This is a genomic window from Paenibacillus sp. S-12, from assembly GCF_030363895.1.
Classification (GTDB): Bacteria; Bacillota; Bacilli; order Paenibacillales; family Paenibacillaceae; genus Paenibacillus_B; species Paenibacillus_B alvei.
Map to the genome: position 1 here is coordinate 51,107 of NZ_JASIUF010000006.1, position 19,536 is coordinate 70,642.

Below are 19,536 nucleotides of genomic sequence, written 5' to 3' on the forward strand. Positions count from 1 at the left end.
GTGGAACACCGCATGGGTATTTGCCATAAGTTATAGATATGATTCTAATTTATGATAAAGGGGAATGCAGCACATGAATAGGTTTATGTACAATAGCTATCCGCAAGCCATGTACCCAACTCCGCAATATTATCGGAATGAAGATGTACAGAGCAAGGGAACTTTGGTGTTTCCGGAACATGTAATGTACACGACATCTGTGGAACCCAAATTCATCGAGCATTTGATCCAACACAAAGGATTAGCGGTTGTTATCACGACAACTGTCGGCAAATTAGTAGGTACTCTGGATGAGGTTTTCATCGATCACGTAGCTCTTGTAGTTCGCGGGAAAAAGCATCATATTCGATTATGTGAAATCGTTTATTTTGAGAAAGCAGATGAGAAATAAGCATGGATGAGAGTCGATATTTATCAAAGATAATGGTGTAGGGGTATCGATGGCATGCATTATACTACGAATAGGGGACAGAAGCGTTAAAAAGAAACAGCGGCAGTTCTAAGACTTTATTTTTCAGTCTTAACGATTGCCGCTGATTTTATATAGAAGTCAATGGAACACTTTATTTCTCTTTTGACATCTGTTTCATCAGCCTGCCGGAGGCAACTCGGCCAGCATAGCCGCTAAGTCGAGGAAAAAATCATCCGTATTTTTCAGGCCCAATCCAACGACATCGAGATGATCCCAAGAATCCATGAGTCCTAAATAGTTCCATTTCCCAATCTGCGGCTTTCCTTGGTAAGTAACGATTTGATCGCTTGAGCCGTTTTTTGGGCCGTCCATGGAAATCGTGTTCACCAGCCCATCATTTGGCCACCAATCCTCATCGATGACTACATGTCCTGGGGAATCATACGCAAAGGAACCGACAAAATAGCTCGGCGGCAACAATAACGGATTCATGAGCAACTTTGGCGCATGCCATCCCGATAGCGGGATGCGATATGATTTGTTGGTGGCGACCGAGAAATAATAGACGCTTGGATTTGCCTGTACTTGCTCGTTGAACTGTTTGGCCCCGTTAGGGCTTAAATCCCATAATGAACTGTCTTGTGATATTCTCCAAAATTTACTATTTATTACCCGTTGGAAATAATCAAAAAAGGATTCATCGGGCATTCGTTTCAATCCCCATTGATCTAATTTGAAATCATATAGGGGGTGCTCGGCATTACCTGAGGCTGCGGCAATTAAGCCGATTAGTTGGTGGATAAAGGGAATGACTCCCTCTACAAAATGCGTGAAGCTGGTGCCGTTATGCGGCGCGGCTAGGGAAACGAGGCTGCTAACATACGGAAGCGGTTGATCACTGAACAACGGGGATAGATCAGATGCAGCGGTGACAGCACGTTCAGCAGCATCTCCTTTTTCCAGCAAATGAATCAGCATGCGTGCGGTTTGTCCTCCCATGCTGTGTCCAATCACATGAATTTGCTTCGGGCGCCCCGTATTCGGGTCAATCTCTCCCCAGGATGGATACAGCCCTTCATACGATCTCCCATATCGCTCGTGACCGTACAGTTCTGAGTGGGCTTTGCCGTAATCTACGGTTCCCCCTTTAATCTGTGCATACAGCTCGCAGGCTCGATCCCAATTGCTCGATACAGTTCCCACCGCAGCTGTATAAACGGAATGCCCGTGTTTCTGTAGTATTTCTTGAATATCGCCGAATCCACCCCAGTATTTAAACGAAAACATCTCGTCTCTTCCCCAGCCTCCAAATCCATGAACCAGTACGATCGGGAAGTCATTGTTGGCAATGGTATTGTTGGTAATGGCATTGTCGGCTTGCGCGTGGACAGACGGCAAGTTGATAGGAAGAATAGAGTAAAAAAGAATAAAGAAGAGCAAAATGAAGCTTGACAGTTTACGGATCATAAAATGCCTCCTATCTAGTTTTGTAATCGTTTTCAAAACAGATGCTCTCAAAATTCCGCTATTCTTTCTGTTCTAACATTGCTGGATTCATGAAGATACCAAAGGAGATTTTTGTGGATGTGTGTGAAGGGATGTGTTTTGAGGGAGGACAGTTAGCATGGTGTTATACATATACATTTACCATATAAACCTATTAATGACAACTATGTAAATTAAATATTTTCTAGTAAATAGATTTTTTGAAGGGTTAGTCGTCCAGGGATCGATTTGGAGCGTTGATAAGCGGGAAAGAATGGGCTGAATTTCTCAAGATAGGGAAATGATATAATACGCTTGGATATGACTGCTGAATGATAAATAGAGCCGTCTCTATGCCATTGTTCAATGACCTGTGAGACGGCTCCGTCCGTTTATGCCCCGGGGAGGTTGCAGTGAAACTGGAAGTTTTGCGCTTCCGTGGAGAGCTTGGCATTACGAGTGCTGCTTATAGCAGCGAAGGCGGGGTTGCAGAGCAGCGGGCAGCAAGGGGGAGTGATTGCAAACCGGGGCGTTATAGCTAATATGACTTTATGTCAACAACGGGTTAGAATCGGTTCCCCTTACGTGAACTGCTCTGCTTCTGTTGAGTCCGTGTAGGCGGTCGTGGATGAAATACCGCCCGAAATCGTTTGTGCCACCTCGTCGAAGTAGCCTGTGCCCACCTCGCGCTGATGCTTCACCGCTTCATAGCCGAGCTGCTCTAGGGCGAATTCAGCTTGCTGCAGGTCGGAGTATGCGGCCATGCCGCGCTCCTTGTAGCCTTGCGCCAGCTCAAACATGCTGTAATTGAGCGCGTGGAAACCGGCTAGTGTCACGAACTGGAACTTGTATCCCATACGTCCAAGCTCGCGTTGGAAGCCCGCGATTGCCTTGTCGTCCAATTTCTTCTTCCAATTGAAAGAAGGAGAGCAATTATAAGCAAGCAACTTGCCTGGATATTTTGCATGGATCGCCTCGGCAAATTGCCGTGCTTCATCGATGTTCGGCTCGGACGTCTCGCACCAAACGAGATCTGCATAAGGAGCATAAGCGAGACCGCGCGCAATCGCTTGTTCAATACCGGCACGCGTATAATAGAAGCCCTCTGGAGAACGTTGCCCCGTCAGGAATGGCCGATCGTACGGATCGACATCGCTTGTCAGCAGTTGAGCCGCATTAGCGTCAGTACGCGCGATAATCAAGGTGTCTGTGCCCATAACGTCGGCAGCCAAGCGAGCTGCGATTAAATGGCGAATGGCTTGCTGCGTAGGCAGGAGTACCTTGCCGCCGAGATGTCCGCACTTTTTCTCCGAAGATAGTTGATCTTCGAAGTGTACGCCTGCTGCTCCTGCTTCAATCATCGCCTTCATGAGCTCGAATACATTGAGCGACCCTCCGAATCCTGCTTCGGCATCTGCCACGATAGGGGCAAAAAAGTAAGTTTCGTTTTTTCCTTCTGCATGTTGGATTTGATCGGCCCGCTGCAGTGCTTGATTAATCCGCTTTACGACTTGCGGCACACTGTTAGCCGGATATAAGCTCTGATCGGGATACATATGGCCCGATAGGTTGGCGTCCGCGGCTACCTGCCATCCGCTTAAGTAAATGGCCTGCAAGCCGGCTTTTACCTGCTGCACGGCTTGATTCCCCGTCAATGCCCCAAGCGCGGGCACGAACTCTTCGGTATGCAGCAGATGCCAGAGACGTTCGGCTCCCATCTGGGCTAACGTATGCTCCACCTGAACAGAACCGCGAAGCCGGAGCACTTCATCGGCAGAATAGGTACGTGTTACGCCTTTCCAGCGTTCTTCTTTCCATTTCGTCTCCAATTGTTGAATCGTATGTTTATCCGTCATGGCAACCATCTCCTCATATTCAATGATTTCATCCCAGCAATTCATAGCCCATCACCGTCAAAAACTCGCTGCAAGTTTCTTCGCTAATCAAATCCACGAACATCTGCTTCGCTTCTGTAAACCTGCGGTTCGCGAATTCATCTTGGCCGATCCGTTCTTCAATCTTTGACATTTCTTCTTCCGTCAGCTTTAAGACTAGTTCCAGCGTGATGTCGTTGCCATTCGTAAGCTGGCCTTCTGGATGGCGAATCCATTGCCATACCTGAGTGCGCGATATCTCGGCCGTTGCCGCATCCTCCATAAGATTGAATATCGGTACGGCGCCAAATCCCCGCAGCCATGCTTCGATATATTGCAAACCGACACTGATATTCGTCCGCAATCCCTGTTCGGTAATTGTTCCATCTGGTAAAGCGAGCAGGTCGTTTGCCGTGACATGGACATCTTCCCGTTTGTTATGGATCTGGTTCGGCTCTTTCATCTGTTCATTGAACACTTCCATTGCGATCGGAACGAGTCCAGGATGGGCGACCCAAGTTCCGTCGTGGCCGTCATTTGCTTCGCGCAGCTTATCCGCGCGCACTTGCTCCATTGCCTTCGCGTTAGCCTCGGCATCATTCCGGATCGGGATTTGGGCTGCCATGCCGCCCATGGCATGCGCGCCGCGCTTGTGGCAGGTACGAATGACGTACTGCGTATATGCCCGCATGAACGGTACGGTCATCGTGACCTGCGATCGATCGGGGAGCAGCGCATGTCGATGGCGATTCAGCCTCTTAATGAAGCTGAAAATATAGTCCCAGCGTCCGCAGTTCAAGCCGGCGCTATGCTCCCGCAGCTCGTATAAAATTTCATCTGCCTCAAATGTGGCCAGAATCGTCTCGATGAGCACAGTTGCTTTAATCGTTCCTTGAGGGATGCCCAGCTCCTGCTGGGCGAACACGAATACGTCGTTCCATAATTTTGCTTCTTGGTGGGACTCCAGCTTGGGAAGATAGAAATAAGGTCCGGAATGATTCTCGATGAGGGCACGAGCATTGTGGTAGAAATAGAGTCCGAAGTCGACAAGGCTGCCTGAGGCAATTTCTTCACCTATGCGAATGTGTTTCTCCTCTAAATGCCAGCCGCGAGGGCGAATTAACAGGTAAGCTGTTTGTTCGTTCAGGCGGTAGGCTTTGCCCTCTGGGCTCGTAAAGGTGATTGTACGGCGGATGGCATCACGCATATTGATTTGGCCGCGGATTGAATTGTCCCATGTTGGGGAATTGGCGTCTTCGAAGTCGGCCATGAATCCCTTGGCGCCGGAATTGAGCGCATTGATGACCATTTTGACATCCCCGGAAGGTCCGGTTATTTCCACCCGCCGGTCTTGGAGATCGGAAGGCACGGGAGCGACGCTCCACTCGCTGTCCCGAATGTGCTTCGTTTCCGGCAGGAAGTCGGGGAGCTCGCCGGCATCCAGTCGGCGTTGTCGCTCAGCGCGGTCAGATAGCAGATTTAATCTGCGGGCATTGAACCGTTCATGGAGCTTTCCGAGGAACTCGAGTGCCCCAGGCGTCAAAATCTCGGCGTACGGTTCAGGCATGTGTCCGAGAACAATAATTTCCTTGCAATTATTAACGGGCATCTTGGACATGACCAATTACCTCCCTCTGCTGAAAGCCGGACTCAAATAGGCGGCTTGCAAAATATTCGCGATCGAGTCTTGTTCATTGAATTCGTAATCCAGGCTGCCGCTTCCATTACAGCGCAAGCACGGCGTAATACCATGCCCCTTGCATGAGCCACATTGGTGGCCGCTCTCTTGTTTTCCGTGTCCTTCGCATTCCAAACATTCCATTTCTCCATTGCCATGGCAGTAGTAGCAGTCCATTCCTAACGCCTCCTGAGTCATTAAATTTATCTGTTATAATACAGATTTATCATTCGTTGATCTGTATTATAACAGAGCTTTCGAAAATGAAAAGCCCCTTTTTTAAGAAAATTTTCCAAAAGTATAGGTCGATCCCAATAGGGGTACGGATCTTTACTGCAAAAAAAATTTTTTGATTTCACATTCTTGAGTCATGTTCGCCAGTAATGTTATGGGGAAAGCGTAGAAGTTCTAGAACCGGATTGGTTCCGATTTTTGGGGGAAGTAACTGCTAGGTTGCCTTCTCGTCCAAAAACTTTATTCTCAAAAAAAGTCGCAGAGTACCGGCGGTTTTGCCGATGCTCTGCGACTTTTTGGTTTATTTTCATTTACTTGCTTTTCTCGTCGGCTGAGGGGCCATAAAGGCCTGGAAGCGGAATATCGAGTAGCCGCAAATAAACTCCGAGCTGTGCCCGGTGATGGATCATGTGGCTTATTCCGAAGGTGCGAAGCGCGATCGCCCGCGGCTGGCTCAAAATGATATGCTCGCCGTTTCGTAAAGTCCATTCCTCGCCAAGTGCGTTCTCGTCACATTCAGATAACAGCTTTTCAAGCTTGATGACGTTCGCATCGAACTCCTTCAGTACGTCTTCACTTTTTTCCAAAGCTTCTCGCCGATTCGGTACGGTTGAAAGATCGAATTCCGGGTAAAGAAAAATTGCGATTTGCCAGTTCAGCAGGTTAATCAGGTGCGTAGCTAGCCCGCCTAACGACATTGATTTCACATGCGGCTTCCACGTCAAATGTTCCTCGGGTAAACGCTCTAGGATGCGGCGCGTTGTGGCTAGTTCGTGCAAGGCATCTCCGACGATTAATTGTTTTATCATGGATTTTTCCTCACCCCTCCTATGGCTAGAATACTATAAAACCAGTCGAGTGGAAAAGATTTCTTATGAGCTGATTTTCATACATTTGCACCATCAAACCTCGTTGGATATGATTATCTAGCAGGGTGTTTTTGTCTATTAGAACAATAATCCCTAACGTTAAATGGACGCAACCTAAGTACTGAAGGAATAGGAATGGGTGTACAGCGACAATAATGTTATGTGAAAATAAGTATTCATTTTAGGAGAGAACAACATGGATGTTTTTGCAGACTTTTTAGAGAAAATTGAGCACCCGCAGCATCGGGATCGAACAGAAGAGGTTTTGGCTTGGATCATTCAGAAATTTCCAAATTTAGTGCCTAAAATCGCGTGGAATCAGCCTATGTTTACCGATCATGGCACATTTATTATTGGCTTTAGCGTATCCAAAAATCATTTGGCTGTTGGCCCCGAAAGAGCAGGGATCGTTCATTTTTCTGATGAAATTGAGCAGGCTGGCTACGAACAGACGAAGCAGTTGTTTCGTATTCCGTGGAGCAGTCCGGTTCATTTCTCATTACTTGAGAAAATGATTGAGTTTAATATGTTGGATAAGGCAAACTGCTCAACCTTTTGGCGAAAGTAAAGCATTTTCTTACTGCTTAGAAGTTAAGTTGTGTTTGTAAGCAACATGCTATGTTACTCGCGTAAGACACGAGAGAAAAAAATGATATTGGACAATATGGAGTTATTTTGAATATCCTATGATCCACCAACTTTTCATCTAAGTCGCTGATAATTCAGCGGCTTTTTTCTTAGGAAGAAATACCTTTCTTGTTTCGAAGTATGACAACAGGAGGTCAATGCCACTCGTGCATAGATGGCAGCAGGTATAGCGTTAAGAGCGACAATGTAACGCTTACTATTTTTATACAAATCATTCGAGGAAAACGATGCTTTTATTACAAGATAATTTTTGCAAAGAATACTTGGGTATTAGAGGCGGCGGTTCTATATTACAAGCTACTTGAACCGAATGCCTGAGTGTAGACGAAGAAATAAGCGGCGATGTATTTTATGTTGGATAATGCATATGTCGAGAATTGTATATTTTACCAATATGTATTTTCATGTACAATTAGAAATTATAACCATCTATTTTTCGATCCAATCCCAAGTTAAAAAGTAAAGAGGAGATGGCGAAGCATGAAGAGATTTGGAATTTTTATTTTAGCTGCTGCCTTAGGGGCAGGCTTCAGCAACAGTGTACCTATTCAGGCAGCGGCAGCGGAACAAACATCAATCGAAATCCCAACGAATTTGGCTTTAAGCGGCAAGGCAACGGCAAGCGGAGAGTTCGCGCCACATCAAGGGAAGGATAAGGCGTTCGACCAAGATATTTTTTCAAAATGGTTGACGTTCAACAGCCCGGCATGGCTGCAATACGAGTTTCCTGAAGCGAAAGTCGTAACCTCATACTCGATTACTTCTGCGGAGGACGAGCCATATAGAGACCCGAAAAGCTGGGTGTTAAAAGGCTCTAATGACGGGACTAGCTGGACTCAACTGGATATGCAGCAGAATCAAAGCTTTACCTCCCGGCATCAAACGAAAACCTATTTATTTTCCAATAAGACAGCGTACAAATTTGTGAAATTCGATAACTTTCATAATCAAAATGGAAGCGGGATGCTGCAGGTATCCGAAATCAAGTTATATGATGGCAGCTCAAAGAACTGGAGTACGACCAAGCCTGAGGTTGCGGCCAGCGGGGAAAATAAGCCTAACAATACCAAAGAGAATCTGGTGGACGGGACTAGCGTTACGAAATGGTTAACAAAAGATAAAAACGCATGGCTCACATTCGACTTTGGGAAACCGGTGACGATCGATGGTTACTCGCTTACAGCAGCTAATGATAGACCCGAACGCGACCCTAAAAGTTGGGTTCTTCAGGGATCCAACGATAATAAGAACTGGACGAGTATAGACAAGAAAAGCAATGAGATATTCAAAGTCCGACATCAGCGCATGTATTACCTTTTAGAAAACAATACCGCAGCTTATCAATACTATAGACTCAGCAATATGAAAAATCATAGCGGAAACTCTATGCAATTGGGTGAGGTCGAATTTTCGCGTACGAATGATATCGGGCATGCCATTAACCCAAAAATCGAAGTACAGATTCTTGATTCAAAGGGCAAAGGTAAAATATTCAAGAAAGCTCTCCCCAATGCAGAGAAAGAAATATTGGCAGTCGCACGTAAAGTACATGAGATGTTATACAAGAGTCCAGCCGATGCGCCTGTAGATGTCAAAAAAATATTGGTTACTATAGTAGATGCTCCTGATGGTGTGGCTTGGGCATCGGGAGATGCTACGCAGAAGACAATAGGCTTCAGTGTGCAGTATCTGCAAAAGTTTGTAGAGAGCCCTGCCAAATCGCTGCGCGACGAAATCATCGGAATCCTTTATCATGAAATCGGTCATGTTTATCAATATAGCCATTTTGATGTGGAGGCAATAGCCGATAGCTTGCGCTTTAAAGCAGGATACCATGACCGTTATAGCGTGAGAAAGGGAGGAAATTGGGAGAAGGATGGGACAGCGAATTTCCTTCGCTGGATAGATGATACGAAAAAACGAGGCTTCATTCGTGAACTTAATGCAACTCAAGTCCCTTATAACATTGGGGGAGAAAATGAAAAAAGATTGTGGAAAGAACGCCAAATTCAATTGATTACCGGAACAGACGTACAGACGCTTTGGTCCCAGTATCAAGCGACACTTCCTAATTAGGAAGTCCCCTTCGTACTAACAAGTACACTCCAGGCGTGAAGCAATTGTGCAGTAGGAGAGAATGACCCCATAACGCAAGACAAATCAAAACACCTTCAAGAGAATGCTCTTATATCGTAAGTGGATATGAGGGACAACCTTGGAGGTGTTTTTGGTTGGCAACTAGAGGTTGTAAAAAAGGTACAAGGAGTCGGAAAGGAGGTGTACCTTATATAGGTTACTTTTTAGTCCCTATATCACTACAAAGTACGTACTTCTCTTTTTGGTCTACATGATCAATAATAAATCATGTCAGTAACCATTCTTACAGACTAACGAATTTTCAATTCGAGGCAGAACAAATCTTAGGAGGGTTTATTCAATGAGAAATATACTGCAAGGTAAACTAGGTTTTGGTACTGCGCCGCTAGGTAATATGTACCGTAATATCCCAGAAGAGGAAGCATTAGCGACTGTAGATGCTGCATGGGAAAGTGGCATTCGTTACTTTGACACTGCCCCCCTTTATGGATCTGGCTTGGCGGAGATGCGTCTTGGTGAAGCTCTGTCAAAACGAAATCGTGATGATTACGTGTTAAGTACAAAAGTAGGTCGAATCATTTCGGATGAATTGGAAGACCCATCAGCTCGTGATTTAGGAGAAAAAGGCGGGCTTTTCGAATCCGGCCGTAAAAATAAAATCATGAATGACTATAGCGCGGATGAAACCCTTCGCTCGATCGAGGATAGTTTAAAACGTTTACAAACAGATCGTATAGATTTTGTATATATTCATGATGTGGCGCAAGACTTTTATGGTGATGAGTGGATCTCCCAATTTGAAACTGCCCGAACAGGGGCATTCCGTGCGCTAACACGTTTGCGTGAAGAAGGAGTCATTAAAGGTTGGGGACTCGGAGTAAACCGAGTAGAACCAGTTGAACTCTTGCTGGACTTGGAAGAAGTTAAACCAGATGTAACTTTGCTGGCTGGTCGTTACACATTATTAGACCATAAGCGTGCGCTGCAACGGTTAATGCCTGCGGCTGCAAAACACAATATGGACATTGTCGTTGGTGGTCCATATAGCTCTGGTGTTCTTGCTGGAGGAACACACTTTGAGTATCAAAAAGCATCACCTGAAATTATGGCTAAAGTTGAGAAAATCAAGAGCATTGCAGAACGTCACAACATCGGCATCAAAGCGGCTGCTTTGCAATTTTCACTGGCGAATCCGGCGGTTGCCGCTGTCATTCCTGGTGCTAGCCGCCCTGAGCGAATTGCAGAAGACAAAGCTGCCTTGAACACAGTGATTCCGGCAGCGTTCTGGGAAGAAATGCGCGAACAAAACCTTGTGGCATCTGATGCACCACTGCCAATCAATACGAAATAAAAAACGAAATTATATACGAAGTAAAAAGGAGAGAAATCATTTAACTATATCCGAACCCATCTTTCCCCGCCCATTTTATCGACTGTACCCGCATTGTAATGAAGCACAATTAGGCAAGCCACGAACAACGATAACGAAAGGAGATGTGATATACTCAGGGGAACAATTTAGACAGTTTATAACTATTTTAGAGGAGCAATCGAAATGCTGCCGGAAAACGTGATCAATTATTGCAAAAGCAAAAACTGGTGGTTTGAAGACATTACAGAGGAGTATGAACATGCATTGGTAAAGTTAGGCATTGATTTGGGTTCAGATTTTGCTGCGTTTTATTTGCATGCAGAGGATGGGCCGACTTTCTATAGTAGACGACGTGAAATCTTTCAGATTTGTTGGTTTATGATCAATTCTTCGGATTATATGTTAGGTATGGAGAGAACTCATGACGTTTTAAACCTGCCTGAAGAATATATTCCGTTGGACAGCTTTGAAGGGGAGTTCGGCTTTTTTTATAATAAGAACACAGACGAAGTGTTAGGCTTAGGATTGGGCCGGCAGATGGAGGATTTTTTTGCTGGTAAATTGAATTCGCAATGGAAAAGCTTTAACTCCTTCCTAGAGTGGTATTTTGAACTGGCAGATTCGAGTGTGACTCTATAGAAAAAGGCCGTCAGCACCGCTGCACTGAAGCTAACCTAATGATGGAATGCTCCAGAGGAGGCATGACGGCCTTTTATTTATATGAAACAAACGTTAAATCAAGGCCATGAACGCTCGCCTTTTATTACTTGTGCGCCCATTTCCAGATCACTTGTGTTCTTGAAGTTCGGGTAAGCCTTCTTCATCGCTGCAATCAGTTCAGCAGAATTTTTAGACTGTTTAGCCGCTTCTTCAAATTTTGCAATATAGTCACGAGTGAAGGTGACACTGGATGTATTCTCAGAGCTCTTGCCAAGGTAATGACCCGGGATAACCCGTTCTGGCTTCAGGTCAAGAATCTGATTCAGAATCTCCCGCCAGTGAACACGGCTCTCTGGGGTCTGGTTGTCTGCCATCCAGACATGCAGGTTTTCATAGATAGGTACGCCGCCCAAAATGGTTTTTTTAGACGGAACCCAAAGGACGGTATGAGACGGATCAGAACCATTGAGACCGACTACCTGTACGGTTTCACCATCGACTGTCAGCTTATCACCGTCTAGGACATCAGGCACAATCAGTTCTGTCGGAGCGTTTTCTTTCAGGATTGGACCCCAGAAATCATTCTTTAGCTTGATTGTCGCCTTAATCCCTTCCACAGTGGCGGGGGTAGCAACTATTTTTACATCAGGAAAGGCTTTGCGGATCGCTGACAAGCCGAAGTAGAAATCCGGATCTTGATGGCTGATATACACCGTAGACAACTTCTTACCCGTGTCACGGATCATTTTGACCAGTTTTTCGGCGTTGCTTTTTTCAAATTGAGCATCAACGAGCAATACCTCGTTCGGTCCTTCGATTAGGCTTGAGCTGACAGGGAAAAGACCATTTTCTCCAGGGTTGAACGGCGTGATTTTCAGTTCAGCCGTCGGTGCAGGCTTCTTAGCCTCTTCACTTGCATTGTTCGCCGTATTCGCCCTGCCGGCACATGCGCTTAGCAATAGCGTGAAACTAAGCAACAAAATAACTCCTATAGATGATTTCTTACTAAACATCACAAATCTCCCTCTTTCTTATGCTGATAATAATTGTTGAAACAGAAACGTTTCGTGACTTCCTAAAGTAGGTAAAGTATGCCCGTCACAGCTCATATGCATGCGGTTTTATCTTGTGTTTGCGTATTTAGCAACCGGCATATCAAGCGGGTCGTAGGCGACATTCTCCTTTCGAAGTATTTCGATATCTTTCGTTGTAACTATTATAGTTACAACAATTCCAAAAAAAAGAGGTTCGCTTTTCATATTGAAAAATGAATCTGAACCGCAATGGAATTGTTATTGCTTATGTGCTTTAGAAGCACCCTCTTGATGTAACCATTATAGTTACAACAACTAAGAAGTGTCAAGACTGATTTTAAAAATACTATAAAATCCCAATTGTTATTCAACAGTACGTGGTTGGGAGAGGACTTTGAATTTCTTTATGATACTGATTTGAAATCGAAATGTACGGTTGCAGGTTGTGGCGATTTTCCCCTTTAGATAAGATTGTCTGAGACAGTTTTTATGTTAAAAAACGAATATCTACTGTGGAACGTGTATTCAGGTTTGTAGTACAGAAAGGGGAGTAACATGTACACCATTGGGCAAGTAGCAAAATATTTAGGGGTATCTCGAGATACGTTGAAGTTTTATGAAGAGAAGGAATTAGTAAAGCCGGAGCAAAATAGGGAGAATGGGTATAGAACATATAATCATTTTGATATCTATGATATTGCAACCGTTAATTTTTATAGAGAAATCGATTTTGAAATTAAAAAAATCCAGGAATTAAGAAAAGGGAAGAGTATAGAGGGGATACAGTCCTTATTAGAAGAGAAAGAGCGGGATGTATGGGAGGAAATCGAATATAAAAAGCTGTTGTTAAAAAAGCTCCAGCTTGTTAAAGAAGACTGCGGGAAAATTAAACAGTTCTTAGGGAAATACATACTCAAAGAAATGAAGCCTTTAGAAATAACGGGCGAAATCGAACATTTCACTGCGTACGAAGAATATGAAGCTTTAAAACAGAATACAGAAAACGTAAAAAAAGCAGTGACACTAACCTCTTTAAGAAGAGTTATACGATTCAATGAAGAAGGTATGATTGAAGATAAGTTTATCATTGTTAGAAGAGTAGAGGAACATAAGCGTGATATAGAAGGGGAAATCCTAGTTCATCCTAAATGTTTGTATACCGTTATTGAAAATGGAAGATGGGCAACGGGGGAAGAAAGCATTGATCATCAGGTAGAAGCTAGTTTGCGAAAAGCAGCAATGGAAAAGGAGTATGAGCTTTTGGGACTCGTTTACATCAATCTATTGCTTACTACTTATGAGGATGGACTCGAACGTGTGTTTTTGGAAATTTATGCACCTATAAAGTAAGACAGACGGGTATTGACCTGTGAGTTACCCCCAGGTTTAAGCTGAAGGTGTTCGTAAATGGAACGTGTTGCTATTTACGAAATACTTAGTTGAAGCGGGGATTATGCATGAGTAGAGAAAAGAAACTCAAAAAACCGGTAGCAAGTTTTATTTTCTTAACCAATATCATTTTCTGGCCATTTTTTTGCCTTGTCGGAGCAGTAAGCATGCTAGGGTTTCCTGCATGGGTCATTGACGTCCTGTTTTGTATCTCGGCTTGGTCATCGACCTTTGCTTTTGTTGTGCTATTTCGCAAAATCTATCCTGGTCAGCGTTTTATGCGATTTGTAAAAGATACATTCAAGAATAAGCTTAATTGGATCGTAATTCTTATTGCCGGTATGATTCAAGTCCTCTTATTTTTGCTGACTTTGTTTCTCGTATCTTATCACCGCGAAGCAGGCTCAATGTTTACAATCTCTTCGTATGGGATGCTGATCTACGTTTTCGTAAAAAATCTTTTTGCAGGGCCATTGGGAGAAGAGTTAGGCTGGAGGGCTTTCGCACAGATTGAGCTCCAAAAGAGGCACTCACCATTAAAGGCTTCGATTATCATCGGGTTTTGGTGGGGGATGTGGCATCTGCCTGTATGGTTTACTATAGGATACGCGGGCATGGATTTAATCAAATATATCGCATTCTTTATGATTGCACTCATCGCTACGAAGATTGTGATGACCGCATTTTATAACGTAAATCAGAATTTAACGATTCCAATCCTGATCCACCAATTGTTTAATTTCTTTATCGGCTTAATAAATGAAAGCTTAATGGAGTTAATTATGTATAGCGCAATTCTTTATTCGATAGTGGCTGTTATACTCGTCGTGATAAATCCCAAAAACGTATTGTATGGAAAGAGAGATGTTAAAGATTCCTTACACATAGGGGATACTGGTCTAATAGCACCAAAAATGCCGCCGGATCATCTGGAAAGATGACCCGATGGCATTTTTTTATTTTGTCCGTTTAGGCGTGCTGCAGTTCTTCGTCTACGATCTGAGGAAGCGCGGCAATGCCGGCTGTATTCAAAAAGTTCCAAGGCTTGTTAAAGTGAGGCTGGAAGAAGAAGTCGACAAAAGCCAGTTCGTCGATTGTCATCCCGTTTTGAATGCATACCGACATTGTGTTCATCGCTTGGGTCAGATCGACTTTGGACATGATTTGTGCCCCCAGCAGACGGCGGCTTTCCTTTTCATATACAACCTTCAAGGTTAGCGTCTCTGCTGTAGGCATAAATTCCGGACGGTAGGCGTCTGTTATCATAACCGCTTCGGCCTCGATCTTCTCGTCGGCGCATGCGATTTCGGTAAGTCCGGTCGAGGCGAGATTGAAATCATATATTTTAAGGCCTGACGTCCCTTGCGTGCCCAAATATTTTGTTGTTGGCTGTATCAGATTGCGTGCTACCAGCATCCCCATCCGTACTGCATTTGTAGCCAACGGAATATAAGCGGCCTTGCCGGTTGGATTGTAATGTACAGCACAACTGTCGCCGGCGGCGAATACATCCTGCTTGCTAGTCTGCATATATGGGTCGACGATGATCGCTCCATTTGGCAGCATATCCACTTGGCCTTTCAGCAGTTGGGTATTCGGGCGGAATCCGATACAGAGAATGACCATATCCGTTTCAATTTTGCCCTTATCAGTAATGACAAGGTTTATTAGGCCGTCCTTGCCTTCAAAACCTTCTACAGTCTGTCCAAGCTCCAAATTTATGCCTTTGTCGCGGAATGCTTCTTCGATCTTGCAACTGAATTCAGCGTCCAAATAACGGTTCAAAATCCGGTCAGCGCTGTCAATCAGCGTTACCTGCTTGCCACTTTGCTGGAATGCCTCTACAAGCTCTACTCCGATATATCCAGCACCAACTACTGTAATATGATTTGCTTGTTTTGCTTTTTCAATAATGGAATTGGCATGTTCATAGTTTTTGCACAGTAGAATGTTGTCAAGCTCCATGCCAGGGAGCTGTGGAATGACCGGCCAAGATCCCGTCGTGACAATCAGCTTATCAAAACAATCCGTGAATTCTTCTCCGGTTAGCAGATTGCGCACTTGCATCGTTTTCGCATCCGTATCAACAGAAAGAACCTCATGACGCATGCGGGCAATGACCCCCAAATCGGCCAGTTGCTGTGGAGAGGAGTAAAAGAGCCCTTCCGGCTGCTTCACGACCCCGCCTACGTACAAAGCGATCCCGCAAGATAAAAACGATATGTTATCGTTGCGTTCATAAACGGTAATATGGGCATCGGGATAAAGTTTGGCAGCGTTGACTATCGCTGCTGTTCCGGCATGGGTACATCCAATTACTGCAATTTTCATCGTAATTCCTCCCTGAGCTGTAACATCTAGTGAAAAACCAAATGGTTGAATATCAATGTGACATATTTCACAATTACAGTGTACTGTGATTTATTTCACAAATCAATAGCCAAATTGTTCTTTTTTTCACAAAATGCATTGTATGCCGGCCGAGGCATAACTGAGATCCCCCTTGGAGACGAGAGAGGATTATAATCAAATATAGAATTAAACCCGAAGATTCGCCTTCGCCACTATTTAAAACAACTGGAGGAACCAAATACTTAAGAAGAAATGCAAAGAGAGGCTGCCCGGCATTCTTCCGGGCTAGCCTCCTTATCAGTCGTTAAAAAGACTATAGAGCGGATCGCCATTAAGTCTTACGCTTTGCCCTCGGTACGTGCCAGTTCCTTGCGTACGAGCGGCGCAACCTTGGTTCCGAGCAGTTCAATCGAACGCAGGATATCACGGTGAGGGATTGAACCGACGTCACAGTGTAAGAAGAAGCGCGTCACACCCAAGTTGCGGCGGAGCAGTACGATTTTTTCAGCGACGTGCTCTGGATCGCCAACATATAGGCAACCACGCAATTTGGAGTCTTCATCGAAGGTTGCGCGTGTGTACTGAGCTCCCCAGCCACGCTCACGTCCGATCTTGTTCATCATGGCTTGTGTTCCCGGGAACAGCAGCTCGGCTGCCTTCTCTGCAGAATCAGCTACAATCCCGTGCGAGTGAGTGGCAATTTGCAGCTTGTTTACATCGTGTCCAGCCTTAGCGGCAGATCTCTTATAGAGCTGGACAAGCGGCGCAAAGCGCTCCGGCATGCCTCCTATGATCGCATAAACAACCGGCAATCCAAGTGTACCGGCCCGGACAGATGATTCCGCGTTGCCGCCGGTGGCAATCCAGACGGGAAGAGGGTTCTGGACAGCTCGAGGGTACACACCAAGATTATCAATGGCTGCGCGATGGCGGCTTCCACGCCAGCTTATCTTCTCCGATTCCCGGATAGCGAGCAGAAGCTCCAGCTTCTCTTCATACAATTGTTCGTAATCATTCAGGCTGTACCCAAACAACGGGAAGGATTCGACAAATGAGCCGCGGCCTGCCATAATCTCAGCACGTCCATTCGAGATGGCGTCCAGTGTAGCATACTGCTGATAAACACGTACCGGATCGTCTGAGGACAGGACGGTAACGGCGCTGGTCAGCCGAATATGCTTCGTCTGGGCCGCCGCTGCCGCCAGAATGACTGCAGGGGCCGAAGCAGCATACTCATACCGATGATGTTCGCCAATGCCATAGACATCTAGTCCAACTTGATCGGCGAGTACCATCTCCTCAACTGCTCGCTGTAGTCGCTCGGTATGACTGATGCGCTCACCGGTCACCGGATCCGTCGACGCTTCCAAAAAAGTGCTGATTCCAATTTCCAGATCAACAACCGGTTTATCGGTCATCGTGTTCGCCTCCTTTATTCATATGATACTATATAATATAAAGTAACATAACTTTTATTAGTTTCAAAGGAACAATAATTATCCTTCCCACTATCAAACGCTAAATTCATCTTGCCCGTCAGCCTGCGTTCCAATCCAATTATGAGAAAAAGGTGCAAAGCGGAGAACAATTAACTCCACGCAAATACGTTCGCAAAATGATGGATTGCAGGCTAAACTAAATTCGAACCTTTGCTCATGTCTGCAGCTAATTCGATGATTCAGGCATTGTATAAGTTGATATCGTTGGGGTTAAGCAGGGATAATGATACGGACAGATAAGAGATCTGTCACATGATCGCACAGAATGACAGGATAGCAAGGGGCAGCCTTGATATTCTGTACTCAGAGAGGAGCTATTGCGAATGGAATGGCTAAATCGAATGATGTCGGCGCTTGACTTAATCGAAGCGAAAATGGAGGAGCCTTTGGATATGGTGGAACTTGCGAAGGCGGCGTATTCCTCTCCGTATCACTTTCAGCGAATGTTCTATATGCTGACAGGTATGACCGTGGCCGAGTACGTACGGAAACGGCGCTTAACCTTGGCGGCTCAAGAGTTAGCCATGAGTGGTTCTAAAGTGATCGACGTCGCGATGAAGTATTGCTACGATTCGCCAGAATCGTTCTCTAAGGCGTTCCGCAAGCTGCACGGCATCTCGCCCTCTGAGGCTCGAAATTCGGGTGTTCAGCTGAAGGCCTTTCCTCGTATTTCCTTTCACCTATCACTGAAGGGAGACAAAGAAATGGAATATAGAATTGTACAGAGAAAGTCATTCACCGTTGTAGGGAAATCGATCCAGACGACCACGAAAGAGGGAGAGAATTTGATCGAAATTCCGAAGTTTTGGCGCGATAGTCACGCGGATGGAACCGTCGCAAAAGTTGCTGCATTGGGCAAAAATCAAGATACTCTAGGCATGTGCTATGGCGCGCAGCAGGGTGGGGAGGTCTTTCACTATGCAATTGCAGTAGAGACCGATTGGACGGAATCAGACAGTGAGTTTGAATGTATTCAAGTTCCAACTGCGACGTGGGCCGTATTTACCTCGATTGGTCCAATGCCTGGAGCCATTCAAGAAGTATGGAATCGCATCTATCAGGAGTGGTTCCCTGCTACAGATTATGAGCAAGCCGAAATTCCAGATTTCGAACTGTATCCTCCAGGGGATCCATGGTCGGACGACTACCGCTGTGAGGTATGGATTCCGGTAGTGAAAAAATAAAAGTGCAGAGCATGATAGAGCAAAGCGGTAATCGTGGGCATGTTTTCGCCCAGGGCTACCGCTATTTCTTTTATAGGGGCTACCCCAATCATAGATGTTATCTATGATCCCAATTTAAATATAGACATTGATCAGATGCCCTGTTTTTTCTAAAGTGGAGGTAATCCAACATGAGGAGGAAATAGGCATGCTCGAATCCGTATTCACAATCAATTCGATACAGACATCCGAAGAAGCTCAGGCCTTCAAAATTCTAAATGAGGAATGGATCGCCCGCATTTTCGCCATTGAGGAGGCAGATCTCGTTATCCTCAATAACCCGGTGGAACACATCGTGAACAGAGGGGGAGACGTACTCATCGCACGCGAAGGCAATTCGATCGTCGGATGTGTTGCACTCGTACCGACTGGAGCTGGCGTGTTCGAGCTCTCGAAGATGAGCGTTTCACCTGAATTGCGGGGGCGCGGATACGGAAGGAGAATCCTACATGCTGCCATTAACCGTGCACGCGAGCTTAGCGCGAAATCACTCTTTTTAGGTAGCAGCACCAAGCTGCCGAACGCCGTTCATCTTTATGAATCGGTTGGATTCAAGCATGTAGCTATCGAGCGGATCGGGCCCATGCCCTATGTAAGAGCGGATGTATTCATGGAGTTGGAGCTAAAATGAAAATTATCGACGCAGCCTTTCTGTTTTAAAGGGAGATAATAGCATGCTAAGCGTCAAATAGCCCTCAGCGCATAGCCAA

18 protein-coding genes are annotated in these 19,536 nt (G+C 45.3%); 10 read left to right on the forward strand and 8 right to left on the reverse strand.

Annotated elements, in window-relative coordinates:
* Window positions 1–73 precede the first annotated feature (73 nt).
* Window positions 74–391, forward strand: a complete 318-nt coding sequence (locus NO352_RS07065) for a DUF2642 domain-containing protein (RefSeq protein WP_289355203.1) — start codon at window positions 74–76, stop codon at window positions 389–391.
* A 198-nt stretch (window positions 392–589) separates the two neighbouring features.
* On the opposite strand, the gene NO352_RS07070 is transcribed toward NO352_RS07065, so the two are convergent.
* Complete coding sequence (locus NO352_RS07070) at window positions 590–1,879, reverse strand: esterase/lipase family protein (RefSeq protein WP_289355204.1); 1,290 nt, start codon at window positions 1,877–1,879, stop codon at window positions 590–592.
* A gap of 431 nt (window positions 1,880–2,310) precedes the next feature.
* Here NO352_RS07070 and NO352_RS07075 point away from each other — a divergent pair, with 431 nt between their 5' ends.
* Window positions 2,311–2,439, forward strand: coding sequence for a hypothetical protein (locus NO352_RS07075; RefSeq protein WP_262866445.1), 129 nt, complete (start codon window positions 2,311–2,313; stop codon window positions 2,437–2,439).
* A gap of 39 nt (window positions 2,440–2,478) precedes the next feature.
* Here NO352_RS07075 and aceA read toward each other — a convergent pair whose 3' ends face one another.
* The 4 genes from aceA to NO352_RS07095 all read right to left on the reverse strand — a co-directional run bounded on the left by aceA (window position 2,479) and on the right by NO352_RS07095 (window position 6,492).
* Window positions 2,479–3,753 (reverse strand): isocitrate lyase, encoded by a 1,275-nt coding sequence (gene aceA, locus NO352_RS07080; RefSeq protein WP_268622177.1) that lies wholly within the window; start codon window positions 3,751–3,753, stop codon window positions 2,479–2,481.
* 28 nt (window positions 3,754–3,781) lie between these two features.
* Window positions 3,782–5,389: a malate synthase A gene (aceB, locus tag NO352_RS07085; protein ID WP_005544368.1), complete on the reverse strand. Its 1,608-nt coding sequence runs from the start codon at window positions 5,387–5,389 to the stop codon at window positions 3,782–3,784.
* Between the two features lie 6 nt (window positions 5,390–5,395).
* The gene (locus tag NO352_RS07090; RefSeq protein ID WP_005544367.1) at window positions 5,396–5,626 is read right to left on the reverse strand and encodes a hypothetical protein; all 231 of its coding nucleotides are present in this window, start codon (window positions 5,624–5,626) and stop codon (window positions 5,396–5,398) included.
* A gap of 368 nt (window positions 5,627–5,994) precedes the next feature.
* Window positions 5,995–6,492: a DinB family protein gene (locus tag NO352_RS07095; RefSeq protein ID WP_289355205.1), complete on the reverse strand. Its 498-nt coding sequence runs from the start codon at window positions 6,490–6,492 to the stop codon at window positions 5,995–5,997.
* A 256-nt stretch (window positions 6,493–6,748) separates the two neighbouring features.
* On the opposite strand from NO352_RS07095, the gene NO352_RS07100 reads away from it, so the two are divergent.
* The 4 genes from NO352_RS07100 (at window position 6,749) to NO352_RS07115 (ending at window position 11,308) form a co-directional block, all read left to right on the forward strand.
* Window positions 6,749–7,120, forward strand: a complete 372-nt coding sequence (locus tag NO352_RS07100; protein WP_005544365.1) for an iron chaperone — start codon at window positions 6,749–6,751, stop codon at window positions 7,118–7,120.
* 560 nt (window positions 7,121–7,680) lie between these two features.
* Window positions 7,681–9,276 (forward strand): basic secretory protein-like protein, encoded by a 1,596-nt coding sequence (locus NO352_RS07105; RefSeq protein WP_289355206.1) that lies wholly within the window; start codon window positions 7,681–7,683, stop codon window positions 9,274–9,276.
* A gap of 361 nt (window positions 9,277–9,637) precedes the next feature.
* Entirely contained in the window at window positions 9,638–10,648 is a 1,011-nt protein-coding gene (locus NO352_RS07110) for an aldo/keto reductase (RefSeq protein WP_289355207.1), read from the forward strand.
* Between the two features lie 204 nt (window positions 10,649–10,852).
* Window positions 10,853–11,308 (forward strand): hypothetical protein, encoded by a 456-nt coding sequence (locus NO352_RS07115; protein ID WP_289355208.1) that lies wholly within the window; start codon window positions 10,853–10,855, stop codon window positions 11,306–11,308.
* A gap of 98 nt (window positions 11,309–11,406) precedes the next feature.
* On the opposite strand, the gene NO352_RS07120 is transcribed toward NO352_RS07115, so the two are convergent.
* Window positions 11,407–12,342, reverse strand: coding sequence for an MBL fold metallo-hydrolase (locus tag NO352_RS07120; protein WP_353961230.1), 936 nt, complete (start codon window positions 12,340–12,342; stop codon window positions 11,407–11,409).
* A 576-nt stretch (window positions 12,343–12,918) separates the two neighbouring features.
* Between NO352_RS07120 and NO352_RS07125 the strand changes: the two genes are divergently transcribed.
* On the forward strand, window positions 12,919–13,713 hold the full coding sequence (locus tag NO352_RS07125) for a MerR family transcriptional regulator (protein WP_005544361.1): 795 nt from the start codon (window positions 12,919–12,921) through the stop codon (window positions 13,711–13,713).
* A gap of 107 nt (window positions 13,714–13,820) precedes the next feature.
* Window positions 13,821–14,693, forward strand: a complete 873-nt coding sequence (locus NO352_RS07130) for a CPBP family intramembrane glutamic endopeptidase (protein ID WP_005544360.1) — start codon at window positions 13,821–13,823, stop codon at window positions 14,691–14,693.
* A gap of 28 nt (window positions 14,694–14,721) precedes the next feature.
* Here NO352_RS07130 and NO352_RS07135 read toward each other — a convergent pair whose 3' ends face one another.
* Both NO352_RS07135 and NO352_RS07140 read right to left on the reverse strand, forming a co-directional pair.
* Complete coding sequence (locus NO352_RS07135; protein WP_289355210.1) at window positions 14,722–16,083, reverse strand: FAD-dependent oxidoreductase; 1,362 nt, start codon at window positions 16,081–16,083, stop codon at window positions 14,722–14,724.
* Window positions 16,084–16,442: 359 nt separating this feature from the next.
* On the reverse strand, window positions 16,443–17,522 hold the full coding sequence (locus tag NO352_RS07140; protein WP_005544358.1) for an Atu2307/SP_0267 family LLM class monooxygenase: 1,080 nt from the start codon (window positions 17,520–17,522) through the stop codon (window positions 16,443–16,445).
* Window positions 17,523–17,926: 404 nt separating this feature from the next.
* Here NO352_RS07140 and NO352_RS07145 point away from each other — a divergent pair, with 404 nt between their 5' ends.
* Together NO352_RS07145 and NO352_RS07150 are read left to right on the forward strand one after the other, a co-directional pair.
* Window positions 17,927–18,787 carry an AraC family transcriptional regulator gene (locus NO352_RS07145; RefSeq protein WP_289355211.1) on the forward strand — a complete coding sequence of 287 codons (861 nt, stop codon included), beginning with the start codon at window positions 17,927–17,929 and terminating at the stop codon, window positions 18,785–18,787.
* A gap of 187 nt (window positions 18,788–18,974) precedes the next feature.
* Entirely contained in the window at window positions 18,975–19,457 is a 483-nt protein-coding gene (locus NO352_RS07150; protein WP_289355212.1) for a GNAT family N-acetyltransferase, read from the forward strand.
* Window positions 19,458–19,536: the final 79 nt, after the last annotated feature.

Excerpts from the sequence above, each read along its gene's own strand:
- NO352_RS07130 (WP_005544360.1), top strand. The coding sequence starts at position 13,821 with ATGAGTAGAGAAAAGAAACTCAAAAAACCGGTAGCAAGTTTTATTTTC.
- NO352_RS07120 (WP_353961230.1), bottom strand. The coding sequence starts at position 12,342 with ATGTTTAGTAAGAAATCATCTATAGGAGTTATTTTGTTGCTTAGTTTC.
- NO352_RS07095 (WP_289355205.1), bottom strand. The coding sequence starts at position 6,492 with ATGATAAAACAATTAATCGTCGGAGATGCCTTGCACGAACTAGCCACA.
- NO352_RS07090 (WP_005544367.1), bottom strand. The coding sequence starts at position 5,626 with ATGGACTGCTACTACTGCCATGGCAATGGAGAAATGGAATGTTTGGAA.
- NO352_RS07110 (WP_289355207.1), top strand. The coding sequence starts at position 9,638 with ATGAGAAATATACTGCAAGGTAAACTAGGTTTTGGTACTGCGCCGCTA.
- NO352_RS07140 (WP_005544358.1), bottom strand. The coding sequence starts at position 17,522 with ATGACCGATAAACCGGTTGTTGATCTGGAAATTGGAATCAGCACTTTT.
- aceA (WP_268622177.1), bottom strand. The coding sequence starts at position 3,753 with ATGACGGATAAACATACGATTCAACAATTGGAGACGAAATGGAAAGAA.
- NO352_RS07100 (WP_005544365.1), top strand. The coding sequence starts at position 6,749 with ATGGATGTTTTTGCAGACTTTTTAGAGAAAATTGAGCACCCGCAGCAT.
- NO352_RS07065 (WP_289355203.1), top strand. The coding sequence starts at position 74 with ATGAATAGGTTTATGTACAATAGCTATCCGCAAGCCATGTACCCAACT.
- NO352_RS07150 (WP_289355212.1), top strand. The coding sequence starts at position 18,975 with ATGCTCGAATCCGTATTCACAATCAATTCGATACAGACATCCGAAGAA.
- NO352_RS07115 (WP_289355208.1), top strand. The coding sequence starts at position 10,853 with ATGCTGCCGGAAAACGTGATCAATTATTGCAAAAGCAAAAACTGGTGG.
- NO352_RS07105 (WP_289355206.1), top strand. The coding sequence starts at position 7,681 with ATGAAGAGATTTGGAATTTTTATTTTAGCTGCTGCCTTAGGGGCAGGC.
- NO352_RS07145 (WP_289355211.1), top strand. The coding sequence starts at position 17,927 with ATGGAATGGCTAAATCGAATGATGTCGGCGCTTGACTTAATCGAAGCG.
- NO352_RS07070 (WP_289355204.1), bottom strand. The coding sequence starts at position 1,879 with ATGATCCGTAAACTGTCAAGCTTCATTTTGCTCTTCTTTATTCTTTTT.
- NO352_RS07125 (WP_005544361.1), top strand. The coding sequence starts at position 12,919 with ATGTACACCATTGGGCAAGTAGCAAAATATTTAGGGGTATCTCGAGAT.
- aceB (WP_005544368.1), bottom strand. The coding sequence starts at position 5,389 with ATGTCCAAGATGCCCGTTAATAATTGCAAGGAAATTATTGTTCTCGGA.
- NO352_RS07135 (WP_289355210.1), bottom strand. The coding sequence starts at position 16,083 with ATGAAAATTGCAGTAATTGGATGTACCCATGCCGGAACAGCAGCGATA.